At 75.4% G+C, this 15,719-nt stretch carries 12 protein-coding genes; 7 read left to right on the top strand and 5 right to left on the bottom strand.

Features of this window, described 5'->3' with window-relative positions:
* The first annotated feature begins 4 nt into the window (after positions 1–4).
* Genes AB0O21_RS12135 through AB0O21_RS12105 form a run of 7 tightly spaced genes read left to right on the top strand, consistent with a single transcriptional unit; the run spans position 5 to position 8,668 of the window.
* On the top strand, positions 5–841 hold the full coding sequence (locus AB0O21_RS12135) for an alpha/beta hydrolase (RefSeq protein WP_365169683.1): 837 nt from the start codon (positions 5–7) through the stop codon (positions 839–841).
* Positions 838–2,034 (top strand): nucleotide disphospho-sugar-binding domain-containing protein, encoded by a 1,197-nt coding sequence (locus AB0O21_RS12130; RefSeq protein ID WP_365169680.1) that lies wholly within the window; start codon positions 838–840, stop codon positions 2,032–2,034. The genes AB0O21_RS12135 and AB0O21_RS12130 overlap by 4 nt, the downstream gene beginning before the upstream one ends.
* Positions 2,031–3,887, top strand: a complete 1,857-nt coding sequence (locus AB0O21_RS12125; RefSeq protein ID WP_365169677.1) for a class I SAM-dependent methyltransferase — start codon at positions 2,031–2,033, stop codon at positions 3,885–3,887. The genes AB0O21_RS12130 and AB0O21_RS12125 overlap by 4 nt, the downstream gene beginning before the upstream one ends.
* Positions 3,884–5,146 (top strand): hypothetical protein, encoded by a 1,263-nt coding sequence (locus tag AB0O21_RS12120; protein WP_365169674.1) that lies wholly within the window; start codon positions 3,884–3,886, stop codon positions 5,144–5,146. Before AB0O21_RS12125 ends, AB0O21_RS12120 begins: the two co-directional genes overlap by 4 nt.
* A gap of 25 nt (positions 5,147–5,171) precedes the next feature.
* Complete coding sequence (locus tag AB0O21_RS12115) at positions 5,172–6,470, top strand: alkaline phosphatase family protein (protein ID WP_365169671.1); 1,299 nt, start codon at positions 5,172–5,174, stop codon at positions 6,468–6,470.
* Between the two features lie 11 nt (positions 6,471–6,481).
* Entirely contained in the window at positions 6,482–7,726 is a 1,245-nt protein-coding gene (locus AB0O21_RS12110) for an MFS transporter (protein WP_365169668.1), read from the top strand.
* Positions 7,727–7,735: 9 nt separating this feature from the next.
* A complete protein-coding gene (locus tag AB0O21_RS12105; protein WP_365169665.1) occupies positions 7,736–8,668 on the top strand; it encodes an SDR family oxidoreductase in 933 nt (310 codons plus the stop codon).
* A 22-nt stretch (positions 8,669–8,690) separates the two neighbouring features.
* Here the strand turns inward: AB0O21_RS12105 and AB0O21_RS12100 are convergent, their stop codons facing one another.
* The 5 genes from AB0O21_RS12100 to AB0O21_RS12080 form a co-directional block, all read right to left on the bottom strand.
* Positions 8,691–10,142, bottom strand: a complete 1,452-nt coding sequence (locus AB0O21_RS12100; RefSeq protein ID WP_365169662.1) for an FAD-binding oxidoreductase — start codon at positions 10,140–10,142, stop codon at positions 8,691–8,693.
* 44 nt (positions 10,143–10,186) lie between these two features.
* On the bottom strand, positions 10,187–11,404 hold the full coding sequence (locus tag AB0O21_RS12095; RefSeq protein ID WP_365169659.1) for a LuxR C-terminal-related transcriptional regulator: 1,218 nt from the start codon (positions 11,402–11,404) through the stop codon (positions 10,187–10,189).
* A complete protein-coding gene (gene paaN / locus AB0O21_RS12090; protein WP_365169656.1) occupies positions 11,401–13,161 on the bottom strand; it encodes a phenylacetic acid degradation protein PaaN in 1,761 nt (586 codons plus the stop codon). Before paaN ends, AB0O21_RS12095 begins: the two co-directional genes overlap by 4 nt.
* Before the next feature lie 431 nt (positions 13,162–13,592).
* Positions 13,593–14,477 carry an SDR family NAD(P)-dependent oxidoreductase gene (locus AB0O21_RS12085; RefSeq protein WP_365169653.1) on the bottom strand — a complete coding sequence of 295 codons (885 nt, stop codon included), beginning with the start codon at positions 14,475–14,477 and terminating at the stop codon, positions 13,593–13,595.
* Between the two features lie 56 nt (positions 14,478–14,533).
* Entirely contained in the window at positions 14,534–15,715 is a 1,182-nt protein-coding gene (locus AB0O21_RS12080) for an NAD(P)/FAD-dependent oxidoreductase (RefSeq protein WP_365169651.1), read from the bottom strand.
* Positions 15,716–15,719 lie beyond the last annotated feature (4 nt).

The following is a 15,719-nucleotide window of genomic DNA, read 5'->3' as shown; positions in this document are numbered from 1 at the left end:
CGCCATGGCCGTCGTCCACGCGGGCTCCCTGCGCTTCCACGTCCAGCGGCTCCCGGCCGACGCCGGGGCCGCCGGACCCGGCCGGCCCGTCGTCGTGTTCCTGCACGGGCTGGTCGTCGACAACCTGTCCTCCTTCTACTGCCCGCTGGCCGTGCCCGTGGCGCGGGCCGGGTACGAGACCGTCCTGTACGACCTGCGCGGCCACGGCCGCACCGAGCGGCCGGCCACCGGCTACGACAGCCGCACGGCCGTACGGGACCTGTTCGCGCTGCTCGCCGCCCTGGACCTCGGCGGCCACCCGGTCCACCTGGTCGGCAACAGCTACGGCGGCACCCTCGCCCTGCACGCCGCCCTGGCCCGGCCCGACCTCGTCGCCGGGCTCACCCTCCTCGAACCGCCGCTCAGCGGCGGCTGGGTGGAGAACATGGTGGACACCCTGTCCGCCGCCGCGCTCAGCCTGGAGGACAGCCCGGTCCCGACCGAGCTGGCCGGCCTGCGGCTGCGCAAGGCCGCGAACCTGACGGCCATCGCCGACGCCCTCCTCAACCGCACCACGCTGATCGACGACATCGCGGGGAGCCGCACCTTCACCCCGGCCGACTACGCCCGACTGCGCTGCCCGGTGCTGCTCGTCTGCGGCGAGCACTCCGAACTCGTGCCGGGCGCACGGGAACTGGTCCGCGCCGCGCCGGAGGTCGCGGCGCTCGAGATCCTGCCGGGCCTGGGCCACGACGTGCTGAAGGAGAGCAGCGGCGCGCTGCGCAAGACCGTACTCGCACATATCGACGCCACGGCCGGCCTGGCCGAGGACCGTACCCGGACGGGAGCTCTGGTCCCATGAAGGTGCTCTTCGCGGTCCCCCCGCTGGCCGGGCACGTCAATCCGACCGTGGCCGTCGGCGCCGAACTGGCGGCACGGGGGCACGAGATCGCCTGGACCGGTCCGGTCTCCGCGCTGGCCGGGCTGCTGCCGGCCCGGGCCCGGATCCTGCCGGCCGGTGAGGAGGAGGCCGGCCGGGAGATCGGCGGCACCTACGCCGAGCTGCACGAACGGTGGCGCGATCTGCGCGGGGTCGGCGCGCTGCGCTTCCTCTGGGAGGAGGCCCTCGTCCCGCTGGCCCGGGCCATGGTCCCGGGGGTGACCCGGGCGGTGCACTCCTTCGAGCCGGACCTGCTGGTCGCCGACCAGCAGGCCCTGGCCGGACCGATCGTCGCCCGGCGGGCCGGCATCCCGTGGGCCACCTCCGCGAGCACCTCCGCCGAACTGACCCGCCCCTTCGCGGACTTCCCGAAGGTCGGCGAGTGGGTGGCCGGGCAGATCGCGGGACTGGTCGCCGAGTTCGGAGCAGGGGGCCGGGCCACGGGCGGGACCGAGCACTGGGACCCCCGGTTCTCGGACCGGCTGGTGCTGGTCTTCTCCACCCCCGAACTCGTGGGGCCGAGCGAGGACTTCCCGTCGCACTTCGCCTTCGTCGGGCCGGCGTTCGGGGCCCGGCCCGCGCCTCCCTGCTTCCCCTGGCAGCGGCTGGACCCGGCGCGCAAGCGGGTCCTGGTGTCGCTGGGCACCCTCAACCAGGAGGCGGGCGGCCGCTTCTACCGCGCGGTGCTGGGCGCCGCCGAACGGCTGGCCGGGGAGGCGCAGCTGATCCTGGCGGCGCCCGCCTCACTGATCGGGGATCCGCCCGGGCACCTGCTGCTCCAGGAGCGGGTCCCACAGCTGGAACTGCTCCCGCACCTGGACGCGGTGGTCTGCCACGGCGGCCACAACACCGTCTGCGAGTCCCTCGCGCACGGGCTGCCGCTGGTGGTCGCCCCGATCCGGGACGACCAGCCGATCGTGGCCCGGCAGGTCGTCGAGGCGGGGGCGGGGGTCCGGGTGCGGTTCGGCAGGACCCGGGCCGAGGAACTGCGCGACGCGCTCACGGCCGTGCTGGACGACCCCGGCCCCCGCCGGGCCGCCCGGCGGATCCAGGCCTCATTCGCCGCGGCGGGCGGAGCCGCCGCCGCGGCCGACCGGTTGGAGAAGCTCCTATGACACCACCCCCGCTCCCCCGGATCCGCTGGGTCCCGGCGGTGCTGCTGGCCGCGCTCGGTGCGGGCACCGTGCGCACCCGGCGGCGGTTGCGGGCGATCCACGTACTGCCGGCGGTGCCGCCCGCGGCGACCGCCGTGCCGCGGGCCGCCGGGTGGCGGCTGCTCACCGCCCGGGGGGTGGAGCCCGACCCGGCCACCTTCCTCGCGGCCTGTGCGCACGCCGAGCGGGAGGGGCTGCGGGTGCTGGACCTGCTCCCCGCGGATCTGGCCGCCGAGCGGGTGCTCGGGCTGCTGCGGCTGGTGGACCCGGCGCGCTACCGGGAGGACCGGCTGGGCGAAGGGCGGGGGGCCGGGTTCGCCGTGCTCGTCGCGGAGGAGGTGCTGGCGCGGGCCGGGGTGGACGCGGGCGGGCCGTACCACGGTCCTGCGGAACTCCTTGCGCTCACCCGCCGCTTGAAGGAGTTCGCGGCCGACGCGACGGGGCTCGCCATCGCCCCGGCCCTGAGCTGCGGGCGGCCCGGGGAGGCGCGGGGGGCGGCCCGGGCCGCCGAGCTGCGGGCCCAGGGGCTGCCGCCGGGTGCGCTGGCCGCCGCGCAGCTGGGCGGGCTGGCGCTGCTCGCGGGTGCCGTCGTACGCCACGGCCGGTGGGGCGCGGCCGCGGCCGGGCTGTACTGCCTGCAGCCGTACCTCGCGCTCGGCGGGCCGGGCTCCCCGGTGCGGCCGGCCGATCTGGCCCGGGCCACCGCCGCCCGGCCGTTACGGTCCCTCGGTGCCGCCGTGCGCACGGCCTCGGCGGCGGCCCGCCACCGGGAGGGCCCGGACCCCGCGAGGGCCGCGGCCTACCGGGCGGACCTGGCCGCCGGCACCGACCGGTTCCTCGAACCGCGCCGCCCGGACTGCCCGTGGTGCGGCTCGCACCGGCTGGCCGTGCGGGTCCGCGTGCCGGACCTGCTCCAGGGCAAGCCCGGCCGGTTCACGCTGGAGCGCTGCGAGGACTGCGGGCACGTGTTCCAGAACCCCCGGCTGACCCCGGAGGGGCTGGAGTTCTACTACCGCGACTTCTACGACGGGCGCGGCGGCGCGGGGGCCGGCACGGTCTTCGGGCGGCTCGGGGCGGCCTACCGGAGCCGCGCCGAGATGCTCCGCCCGTACGCCGTCCCCGCGTCCTGGCTGGACGTCGGGACCGGGCACGGCCACTTCTGCAACGCGGCGCGGGCGGTGTGGCCGCGTACCCGGTTCGACGGGCTGGACATGGGCGACGGGGTGCGCGGGGCGGAGCTGCGGGGGTGGGTGGAGACCGGATTCCAGGGCCAGTTCCCGGAGTTCGCGTCGAAGCTGGCGGGGCAGTACGAGGTGGTCAGCATGTACCACTACCTGGAGCACACGCGGGATCCGCTGGCCGAGCTGGACACGGCGGCCGCGGTGCTCGCGCCCGGCGGGTACCTGACCATCGAGGTGCCCGATCCGCAGTCGCGGATGGCCGGGCTGCTCGGCCCGGCGTGGCTGCCGTGGTTCCAGCCGCAGCACCAGCACCTGATCCCGGCCGCGAACCTGCGGGAGGCTCTGGCCGACCGGGGGCTGACCGTCCTGGCCGAGCAGCACGGACCGGCCCACCAGGGCAACGACTTCTTCGGGGCGGTCGCCCTCACCGCGGCCCGGCTCGCCCCGGACCCGGACCGGCCGTGGGGGCCCCCGCCCACCCCGGCAGGCCGGGCCCGGGCCGGTGCCGTCCGGCTGGCCTCGCTCCCCTTCTTCGCCGCGGCGGCGGCCCTCGACGCCGTGCGCACGGCGGCCGCCCACCACACGGACGGCGGCAACGCCTACCGCCTCCTGGCCCGCAAGGACACCCCATGACCCACCCCACCCCGGGACTCCCGTCCCCCACCCACCCCACCCCGGGACTCCCGTCCCCCACCCACACGCCCCCGGCCCAAGCCGCCCCGGCCACTGCCCCGGCCCCCGCCGGCACAGCCCCGGCCGGCCGCGCCCCCGCCCGCGCGAACCCGGCAGCCGCCGGAGCGGACACGGTCACCGCCCGCACGGCCCCGGCTGCCGTCGGCACGAGCCTGGCCCACCCGGGCAGCGCCACGCCCGCCACCGGCACGCACCCCGCCGCCGCCCGCGCGCAGTCGGCCACCCCCGGCCCGCACGCGGCCGGTGCCCGTATGGATCCGCGGTCCGCCGGCACCGGCACCGACCCCGCCGACCCCGCCGACCCCGCCGGAGGCGATCTGGCTCGGCGGGCCACCGCCGATCCGCTGTTCCGGCTCGTCGCCTACGCCCTGGAGGCCGCGCACGGGCGGCGCCCGGCCGCCGTGTGGAGTGCCCCGTACGCCTTCCACCTCGGCTCCCCCGGGCTGGTCGCGGCGGCCGGCTGGCCCACGGCAGCCGCCGCGGCGCCGCGTGCCGACGGGCTGGTGCGGCTCAGCTCCCTCGCCCACCCCGCCGACAGCTGCGATCTGCCGCTGACCCTGACCGGGCCCCGGCCCGACGCCCCCGACTGGGCCGTGCGGCCGTACGCGGTGCTGCGGGCGCTGGCCCGGGCCGGCCACGGCCGCGGCGGGACGGACCTGCACGTGCAGGGTTCGCTCACGGCCGCCGCCGGGCTGGCCACGGAGGAGCCCGCGGACTGCGCGATCGCCCTGGCGGTCGCCGACGTACACGGCCGCCCGGACGAGGAGCCGGACCGCGCCCACCTGGCCCGGCTGCTGGCCGACGCCCTGCCCGACGGGGACGACACGCTGCGCCGGGCGGTGTTCCACGCCCGGCCCGGGCGGGCCCTGCTGCTGGGCCCGGAACCGCGGCGCAGGCGGCGGTACGTCGACTTCGACCCGGCCGGCTCGGGCGCGCGGCTGGTGCTGCTGGCCGTGCGCGGCGACCCGGCGGACCGGCCGGCCGAGCTGGCCCGGGCCGTGGCGTGCACGCGGGCGGCCGGGGCACTGAGCGCCTGGCAGCCCGGGCAGCGGCCGGGGCGGAGCGTACTGGTGCTGCTGCCCGAGGCCCGATTGGCGGCGGTACGGGCTGCGGTCGCGGAGGACTTCCGCGACCGCGGGCGGCCCGTACCGCGGTTCCTGAACATCGCCGTGGCCGGAGCGGCCCGGCGCGAGGAGTAACACCACACCCGAGGAGGCACCACCCATGTCCGCTCATTCACCCGGAACGACCGTGAGACGCGGGGCCCGACGCTCCGCGCTCGTGGCCGCCCTCGCCGCGATCGGCCTGCTGGGCGCCGTCACCGTGGCCAACTCCGAGGCCGCGGAGACCGGTTCCGCCGCCCCCACGGCTCTGGCCGCGGCCGCGGCCCTGCCCTCGTACGACCACGTGGTGGTCGTCGTGTACGAGAACAAGCAGTACGGCGAGATCATGGGCAGCTCGAACGCCCCGTACATCAACCAGCTGGCGGCCGGCGGCGCGAGCCTGACCGGCATGAAGGCGCTGACCCACCCCAGCCAGCCGAACTACTTCAACCTCTTCTCCGGCTCCACGCAGGGCATCACCGGCGACGGCTGCTACACCCCGCAGTCCATGACGGCGGCCAACCTCGGCCAGGAGCTGATCGCGGCCGGCAAGACCTTCGCGTCGTACAACGAGGACCTGCCGAGCGAGGGTTCCACGGCGTGCACGAACGGCCAGTACGCCCAGAAGCACAATCCGTGGTTCGCGTTCAAGAACGTGCCGCTGAACACCGGCAAGACCTGGGCCCAGTTCCCGCAGAACAACTTCGCGGCGCTGCCGAGCCTTTCGATCATCGTCCCCAACCAGTGCAACGACATGCACTCGTGCTCGGTCAACACGGGTGACACCTGGACGAAGAACAACATCGACGCCTACGCGCAGTGGGCCAAGGCCAACAACAGCCTCCTGGTGCTGACCTGGGACGAGGACAACTACCTGGGTTCGAACCAGATCGCCACCGTGTTCTACGGCGCGAACGTCAAGACGGGCACGTACTCCACCGCCTTCAACCACCACCACCTCCTGCGGACCTTCGAGGACCTCTTCGGCACGGCGACGCACGCGGGCAACGCGGCCAACGTGCAGCCGATCAGCGAGGTGTTCACCTCCGGCACCACTCCGACTCCGACCCCGACGCCGACGTCCACCCCGACTCCCACTCCGACCCCGACGCCCACCCCGACACCCACACCCACCCCCACGCCCACCCCGACCACGGGTGATCTGAAGCTGGCCAACCCCGGCCCCAAGACCTGCAAGTTCAACCAGTCCTGCACCATCCAGCTCACCGCCACCGGCGGTACGTCCCCGATCCGCTACGCGGCCACGGGCCTGCCCTTCGGCCTCACCGTCGATGCCGGCTCCGGCCGGATCAGCGGCAAGCCGTGGTCCGTCGGCACGGTCCAGGTCACCGCGACCGCCACCGACGCCACAGGCGCGACCGTGACCGCCGCGTTCCCGCTCACCGTCAACTGGTTCTGAGGGAGGCTTCCGTGTACCTGTCGACCAGCCGGGCCGCGGACATCGCCGGGCGCACCGCTCCTGCCCGAGGGCCCCTGCGGGCCGTCCCCGGCACGGTGATCGTGCTCGGCCTGGTCAGCCTGGTCACGGACGTCTCCGCGGAGATGGTGACCGCGGTCCTGCCGCTGTACCTGGTGGCCGGACTCGGCATGTCCCCGCTCGCGTTCGGCGCCCTGGACGGACTCAACCAGGGCGCCACCGCGCTGCTGCGCATCGCGGGCGGGCGGGTCGCGGACCGTACCCGGCGCCGCAAGCTCGTCGCGGGCACCGGCTACGCGCTCTCGGCCGTCTGCAAGGCGGGCCTGCTCGCCGCCACCACCCCCTGGTCGGTGGCGGCGGTGCTGGCCGCCGACCGTGCGGGGAAGGGGCTGCGCACCGCCCCGCGCGACGCGCTGATCTCCCTGTCCTGCCCGCCGCAGGAGCAGGGCCGGGCCTTCGGGGTGCACCGCGCGCTGGACACGGCGGGCGCGCTGCTGGGGCCGCTGGCCGCGTTCGGAGTGCTGTGGGTGGTGGTGGACGGCTACGACACCGTGTTCACGGTGAGCTGCTGCGTCGCCCTGCTCGGGGTGGCGCTGCTCGCGCTGTTCGTACGGGAGGCCCCCGCGCCCGCCGTGCCCGGGCCGGCCCGGGCGCCCGTGCGCACCCTCGTCCGGATCCCCGAGCTGCGGCGCCTGTGCCTGACCTCCGCCGCGCTCGGCCTGTTCACCGTCGGCGACGCGTTCCTCTATCTGCTGCTCCAGCGCCGGCTCGACCTGCCGGCGGCGTACTTCCCGCTGCTGCCCGTGGGCACGGCAGCCGTGTTCCTGCTGGCCGCGGTGCCCCTGGGCCGGTTCGCCGACCGGCTGGGCCGGCACCGGGTCTTCCTCGGCGGGCACGTGCTGCTGGCCGGCGCGTGCCTGCTGCTCCTGGCCCCGGGGCCGGCCGGGGCCCTGCTCGTCGTCGGCGTCCTCGCGTTCCTCGGCCTGTTCTACGCCGCCACGGACGGGGTGCTGATGGCCGCGGCGGGGGCGGTGCTCCCGGCCGACCTGCGCACCACCGGGCTCGCGGTGCTCCAGACCGCGCAGGCCCTGGCCCGGTTCGCGGGGTCGGTGCTCTTCGGGGCGGCGTGGACCCTGTGGGGGCCGGGCCCGGCGCTGGCCGCGGGGGCGGGCGGGCTGCTGCTCTCGCTGGCCGTGATCGCCGTGTTCGGCAGGCGGGGGCCGCACGTGCCGTCGTAGGGTCGGGGCATGTCTGGGACGGAACCTGTGGAGCGCACACTCGAAGGCCGGGTCGCCCTCGTCGCCGGTGCGACGCGCGGCGCGGGCCGCGGTATCGCGGTCCAGCTGGGCGCGCGGGGCGCGACGGTGTACGTATCGGGGCGCAGTACCCGGGGCCGGCGTTCGGAGTACGACCGGCCGGAGACCATCGAGGAGACCGCCGAGCTGGTGACGGCGGCGGGCGGGCTGGGGATCCCGGTGGTCGCCGACCATCTGGTGCCGTCGCAAGTGGAGGCGCTGGTCGGGCGGATCGAGGCCGAGCAGGGTCGCCTGCACCTCCTCGTGAACGACGTCTGGGGCGGGGAGCGGCTCTTCGAATGGGAGAGCCCGGTCTGGGAGCACGACCTGGACAACGGGCTGCGGTTGCTGCGCCTCGCGGTGGACACCCATGCGATCACCAGCCACTTCGCGCTGCCGCTGCTGCTGCGGGAGCCGGGCGGGCTGGTGGTGGAGATGACGGACGGCACCGCCGAGTACAACGGGAGCCGCTACCGCAACTCGTTCTTCTACGACATCGCCAAGTCCTCGGTGCTGCGCATGGCGTTCGCCCTGGGGCACGAGCTCGGCCCGCGCGGGGCCACGGCGGTGGCGCTGACCCCGGGCTGGCTGCGTTCGGAGATGATGCTCGACGCCTTCGGCGTGACGGAGGCGAACTGGCGGGACGCCGTGGCGAAGGTCCCGCACTTCGCGATCTCGGAGACCCCGTCGTACGTGGGCCGCGCGGTCGCCGCGCTCGCCGCGGACCCGGAGGTGGCCCGCTGGAACGGCGGTTCCCTGTCCAGCGGCCAGCTCGCGGGGGTGTACGGCTTCACGGACCTCGACGGCAGCCGCCCGGACGCGTGGCGCTACATGGTGGAGGTCCAGGACCCGGACCGCCCGGCGGACACGACGGGATACCGGTAAGCCCGGTCCCGTCCCGGCGGGGTCAGCGGCGGAAGGCGGACGGGTCGACGGAGGCCAGGCGCTTGACCAGTGCCGGTACGCCGCGGCCGTGGTCCTCGCGGTGTTCCACCGCGCGCAGCGCGGGGATGACCAGCCGGGCGCCCGGGTAGCGGACCGGTTCCGGGGGGATCCAGCCGCCCGCCGGGCGGGCGAAGGCCGAGCCCGACCATTCGTCCTTCGTGCCCAGGACCAGCGAGGCGAGCACCTTGGCCATCAGCCGGGAGGGGCCCACCCCGTCGCCCGAGTAGCCCGTGGCGTAGCAGACCCCGGGTACGGACTTCAGCCAGCCGGCGAAGGGCAGCGAGGTGGTCGAGTACTCGACCGGGGCGGTCCACGCCGAGTCGACGGGCGCGTCGGCGAGTTCCGGGAAGATCCGGGCGAGCTGCCGCCGGAGCTCGGCGGGCCGCAGCGCGTCGCCCCACAGGGTGTCGGCCCCGCTCCGGCCGAAGGCCACGCCGGAGCCGCCCTTGCCGAAGAGCAGCCTTCCGTCCGGGGTGGTGCGGTAGTAGTTCAGCCTGCGGCGGGAGTCGCAGACCGAGGTCCGGCCGTCCCAGCCGAGTGCCGCGAGCCGCTCCGGAACGGGTGCGGTCAGTACGGTGTCGCTGGCCACCGTCACCATCCGGCGGCCGAGGTCCTCCAGCTGCCCGGCCCAGGCGTTGATGGCCAGGACGACTCGTTCGGCGTGCACCCGCCCGTAGGGGGTGTGGGCGGTGGTGGCGCCGCCCCGGGCGCCCCGCAGGGCGGTCAACGGGGTGCGCTCGTGGATGCGGACGCCCGCTTCGATCGCCACCCGGCGCATGCCGCGGGTCAGCTTGGCGGGCTGGAGGGTGGCGCAGCCCGGGTCGAGGACGCCGCCGAAGTGGTTGCGGGTGCCGACCGCCCGCCGGGACTCGGCGGCGGACACCTCCTGCAGCGGTTCGGTGCCGGCCCGGCGCAGGTCCTCCAGGGTCTGCCGCCACGCCCCGCGCTGGGCCGGCGAGGAGGCGGCCCACAGCCACGGGCCGCGCGTGTACTCGACGTCGATGCCGTGGGCCTCGGTGAAGGCGAGGATGTCGTCGACGGCCTGGGCGGAGGCCTCGCCCAGCCGGCGCGCCTCCTCGGGCCCGCCGATCGCGACGAGGCTGCTGAAGCGGGCCCACATCGGCATCAGGTAGCCCGCGTTGGCGCCGCTGGCGCCGCCGCCGCACACGTCGGCCTCGATCAGCACGATGTCCGTGCCGGGCGCCCTGCGCAGGATCTCGAGAGCGGTCCACAGGCCGGTGAAGCCGCCGCCCACGACGAGGACGTCGCAGCGCACCTCGTCCAGCAGCTGCGGTGAACGTCCGTCGTCGGGTTCGGCGTGCAGGGCGTCCCGCAGCCAGCCGGTGCGCCGGGCCGGGAGCGGGGTGTCGATGCGGGGCCAGGTTCCGTTCAGGACGAGATCGGGATCGGTCACGGGTGCGGGTCTCCACGGTCGGTGCGGTGGGTGGGGCGGGTGGGTCAGTTCTGGCGGGCGCGGGTGGCCCGGCCGGCGGCGTCCAGGCGCTCCGCCGCGGTCAGCAGGTCGATGCGCGAGCTCACCCCGTAGGTCTTGAACAGCCTGCGGAGGTGGTAGTTGACGGTGTGGGGGGACAGCGCGAGGCGCCGGGCGATCTGCTGGTTGGTGAGGCCCTCGCGCACGAGGCCCACCAGCACCCGCTGCTGTTCGCTCAGTTCCGGTCCGGTGGGCGGCACCTCGCCGAACCCCGCCGTCGCCCGGAGCGCCGCCGCTTCCCGCTGGAGGGAGTGGCGCAGCGAGTCGGGTACCGAGTCCGCGATGAGCCGGCGCAGCAGCGGGTTGGAGAAGACGGCCCGGCCGCCCTCGTTGCGCACGACGCCGGTGGCCTCCACCTCCTCCAGGGCGGGGAGCAGGGCGGACACCGAGGTCCGCACCATCTGCGCCAGGTCCTCGTAGACCACCTCGCACCCCAGGAGCGAGGCCACGCACAGCAGTTGGCGGCAGGCCGGGGAGAAGCGCTCCAGGGTGGCCCGCACCCGGGTGGCCAGGCGGGCGGGGAGCTGCGAGGTCAGCAGCCGGACCTCGCCGTCGACGGTCTCCACGCCCCCTTCCTCCTGGAGGCCGGTGAGCAGTTCGATCAGCAGCCGGGGGTGTCCGCCGGCCTGGTCGATGAGCCGGACCAGGGCCGGTGCGGGCGGCGCGCCCAGCAGGTCGTGGGCCAGGTCGAGCGAGGGGGACGGTCCCAGCGGGCCCAGCGACAGCCGCTCGCTGCGGCCCGTGAGGGCGGCCGGCAGCTCCGGCCCCTCGCCGGGCCGGTGCGCCACCAGCCAGACGACGGGGTCGGCGCCGGTCCATTCGCGGCGGGCGAAGGGCATCCGCGGCGGCCCGTCCACGGCCCGCCGGTTGTCGTCGACGAGGACGAGGACGGGGCCCGCCAGGGCATGGCACCGGCCGGGCCGGCCGGGGGTGTGCCGGGCCGGGGCGGGGCGGCGCCGGCGGGGACGGGCGTCCGCCCACGGATCGGGGTGGTGTCCGGTGTAGCCGAGTCCGTCGGCGAGGAGGGCGGCTTCCCGGAGCAACCGGGTCTTGCCGATGCCCGGCATTCCCTCGACGGACAGGACGGCCGGGCCGGAGCGGCGGCCGTATTCCAGCACCTCGCGGATGAGCCGCAGTTCCCGCTCCCGCCCGCGCAGCGGCATGTGGGTGACCGTGCTGTTCATATGGACCCGCCGTAGCGGCGTACGCCGACGGTGTGGAAGCGGGCGGAGACGAACGCGGCGTCGCAGTACACCGCGTTCCCCGACGGGTTCATTCCCGTGCCGTGCAGATCGGAATAGACGGCCGACTGGGAGATGTACCAGTCGCCCATCAGGTTCGCGGAGAGCATCACCCCGGCCTCGGCGCAGGCCCGTTCCATCGCTTCTTCCACCTCCGGTGACGTGGAGTAGAGGCCGACGGACAGCGCGCCGCACTCGCGGGTGGTACGGGAGACCAGCGCGACCGCGTCGGCGACGGAGTCGACCGCCACGGCGAACACCACGGGGCCGAGCCATTCGGCGAGCAGCGTGGCCCGGTCCTCGGCGCGGTCGGCGTCGAGGGTCACGACGGCCGGGGTGCGGATGACGGCCTGGGGGTGCGCGGGATCGCGGACGGTGCGGGAGGCGACGGCCACGTTCCCGGCCTCGCCGGCCATCACCCGTTCGAGCCGCTCCAGGACCGGGGGGCCGAGGAGGGCGCCCAGGATGGCGGTGGCCTCGTCGTCGTCGGCGAGCAGCTCGGTGAGGGCGGCGCCGAGGTCGGCGACGACCTCCTCGTACGTCCGGTGCCCCTCGTCGGTGCTGATCCCGGCCCGCGGGATCAGCAGGTTCTGCGGGCTGGTGCACAGCTGCCCGCTGTAGAGGGAGACCGAGAAGGCGAGGTTGGCGAGCATGTCGCGGTAGTCGCCGGTCGATTCGACGAGCAGGGTGTTGACGGCGGACCCGGCGGTGAACACGCGTGCCTGGCGGGCGTGGTCCACGAGCCAGGAGCCGAAGGCGGTGCTGCCCGCGTAGTCGACGAGCCGGACCTCGGGGCGGGTGGCCAGCCTCCGTGCCAGGCCCTCGCCGGGGTGTTCGGCCGCGAGGCACACCAGGTCGGCGGGGAATCCGGCCTCGGTCAGCACCTCGCGGGCGGTCCGGACGGTGAGCGCCAACGGCAGGACGGCCGCCGGGTGCGGTTTGACCAGGACGGGGTTTCCGGTGGCCAGGGAGGCGAAGAGGGCCGGGTAGCTGTTCCAGGCGGGGAAGACGCTGTTGGCGATGACCAGGGAGATGCCCCGGGGCACCGTCTTGAAGGTCTTGGACAGGGTGACGGCCCGGCCGTCGCCCTGGGGCTTGCTCCAGACCGAGGCGGCGGGCAGCCGGGTCTGCTCGTCGAGGGCGCAGGCCACCGCTTCGAGACCCCGGTCCTGGGCGTGGACGGCCCCGGCGTGGAAGGCCATCAGGAAGTTGTGGCCGCTGGTGTGCACGGCCGCGTGGGCGAACTCGGTGCTGCGGGCGTTGATCCGGTGGAGGATCTCGGCGCAGACGGCCGCACGGGCCTCGGGGCCCGCGTCGCGCCATGCGGGCAGGGCGGCCCGCATGGCGGGCAGCAGGACGTCGGGATCGCAGTGCGGGTAGGACACCCCGAGCGGGGGCCCGTACGGGGAGCGCTCGCCGCCCGCTTCGGGGCCGGGGCCCACGGTGCCGTCCCGGCCGGGCTGCCCGAGGTCCACCGGCCGGCCGAGGAGCCTGGCGAAGGCGGCCTCGCCGTCGGCTGTCGCACCCCGGCCGTAGGCCTCGGGGTCCTCCGGGTCCTCGGAGTACGGCGACCAGTGCTCCCGGGTGCGGATGACCTCGCGGGCCCGCTCCAGGGTGGCGGCGTGCCGGGCGGTGAACCGGGCCAACGCGCCGCCGCCGGCGCGGGTTTCGGGATCGGGCTGCCGGGCGGTGTGCGCCATGGTCCTCATCCTTCGTCGAACGGTAGGGGTTCGGCCGGGTCCGGGCCGCCGGGGCCGGGCCGCCGCCGGATCCGGAAGTCCTCCGCGATCACGCTAATTCGGCGGGTCCGCGCCCACGGCGGAGTCAGGTCATCCGGGGATTTGACGGGACGTTCACGCGGCCGCGCCCTTCACCGGCGGCCGACCGGCCTTCCGGCCCCGAGGTGAGGGCGCCGAAGTCCCAGCCGGTTACGCGGCGTTGGGCACGCCCGCCGAGAGGAGGGGCGCAAACTGCGACGATGGCCATGTCCCGCGCAACGTGCCGCCGCCAGCCATCGACTGGCGCGATACGACCGGTCGCCGCCGCTCGGCGGGCGTGCCAACTGGCTTGTTCTGTACGGCCTCCTCGGCGGCCGCACCCATTACTCGGGCCGGATGCCCGGCTGCCCCGGCTACTCGGTGATCGGCCGCAGGTACCGGTCGAGTGCCGTGTCGGGCAGCACCCGTGCGAGCACGCTCACCTTCCGGGCGTCCGGACCCACGCGGTACCGGGTCCTGGGCCGCCGGGCCGTCAGGGCCTGGCGGACGGTCTCCGCGAAGTCCTCCGGACGGGTGGGGCTCTCCCGCGCCTGCCTCTCGTTCTGGTGCAGGAACCGGTTGAAGGGGATCCGGTAGAGCTCGGCCACCTGCTCGGGGACACCGTCCATCGCGGCCCGCGCCACGTCGGAGACCTTGCCCCAGATCGGCGTCATGATGGCGCCGGGCTGGACCAGCGCGACGTCCACCCCCTGCGGCGCCAGCTCGCGCCGCAGCACGTCGGTCAGGGCCTCCTTGGCGAACTGCGCCGCCGCGTACGCCCCGAGGAACGGGATCGCCACGCTGCCCAGGCCCGAGGTCACGTTGACCACCCGGCCCCGCGTGCGCCGCAGCAGCGGCAGGAACGCCTGGGTGACGGCGAGCTGCCCGACCACGTTGGTGTCCAGCTGCTCGCGCAGCCGCTCCGCCGACACGCACTCCAGCGGGGCCGAGACGCAGATGCCCGCGTTGTTCACGAGCCCCCACAGGCCGTCCTCGCCCACCTCGGCCGCGACCCGTTCGGCGGCCGCGGCCACCGACTTCTCGTCCGTCACGTCGACGAGCACCGGGACGATCCGGCCGTGCGCGCCGGCCTCGGCGAGCGCCAGGGCGTCGGCTTCCTTGCGGACGCCCGCGAAGACCCGGAAGCCGGCCTCCTCCAGTCGGAGCGCGCAGACCCGGCCGAGACCGGAGGAGGCTCCGGTGACGAGCACGGACCGGCCCCTCGGGGACAGGGAAGCGCCCTGCGCGACAGCTGACACGGAATCCCTCCAACGGGAGCCACGGGAGTCATGGGAGCCACGGGGGGCGGAGGCGCTCATCCGGCCACCGCCGGGAAGGTGAGCGCGTCTTCGAGCGTGCGGGTGAGCCTGCTCTGCGGCATGAACCGGAAGTAGGCGTCGCGCACGGGCCGGCGGAACGGGTCCTCGGACTGCTCGAAGGAGCTGATGCCGCGCGAGGCGGCGACCATCCCCCGGGTCCGTTCGCGGCGTTCGTCCTCGTACCGGCGCAGCGCCCGCGGCAGGTCGCTCGCGCCCTTCAGGGCCCGCCCGAGCACCACGGCGTCCTCGATGGCCATGCCCGAGCCCTGGCCGAGGCTGGTGAGCATCGGGTGCGCGGCGTCCCCCAGCAGGGTCACCGGGCCCCGTCCCCAGCGTTCCAGGAACGCCCGGTCCCGGGAGGGCACGGCGATGATCGACTCCTCGGGGGTGGCCAGGATCGCCTGGCGCACCTCGTCGGCCCAGCCCTCGTAGGAGTGCAGGATCTCCGCCTTGCCGCCCTTCCAGTCCCGCGAGAGTTCGGCGGGCATGTTCTTGGTGCCCCACCAGTACAGCCGCCCGGCGCCCATGTCCACGAGGCCGAAGCGCTTCCCGCTGCCCCAGAAGTGGGTCACCGAGCCCGGCGTGAAACGCGGGTGCGAGAAGGGCACGACGGCGAGCCAGCAGATGTAGCCGCTGTCCTGGGAGTCCTCCGGACCCACCAGCTGCGCGCGGATCACCGAGTTGAAGCCGTCGGCCCCGATCAGCACGTCGCCCTCGGCGGTGGTGCCGTCGTCGAACGCGACCCGCACCCCGCCGCCCGGTACTCCGTCGGTCTCGAAGCCCGTGGCCGCGGCGCCGAAGTGCAGGGGGATGCCTTCCGCCGCCTCCAGCAGCGACTGCTGGAGGTCCGCCCGGGTGATGAGCACGCTGGGCACGCCCAGCCTGCCGATGATCTCCGGGAAGGGGAACTCCCTGATCAGCCGGCCCGAGGCCGTCCTGACGTGGTAGGAGCGCAGGGCTTCGCCGCGCTTCTCCAGGTCGATGCCGACGCCGAGCGAGTCCAGTGCTCCGATGGCGTTGCTCATCACCGAGAGGCCGGAGCCCGCGGCCCGCAGTTCGCCCGCCCGCTCGTGCACCTCGACGTCGAGCCCCGCCTCGCGCAGGGCGACGGCGGCGGTGAGGCCGCCGATGCCCGCGCCGATCACCAGGGCCTTCTTGCGGTGCGCGTTGCCTGCCATCCGT

Origin of the sequence: Streptomyces sp. NPDC091371, from assembly GCF_040684275.1 — a bacterium.
GTDB lineage: Bacteria > Actinomycetota > Actinomycetes > Streptomycetales > Streptomycetaceae > Streptomyces.
The sequence above is the reverse complement of the archived record's forward strand: the minus strand, read 5'-3'. Positions and strand labels throughout refer to the sequence as shown.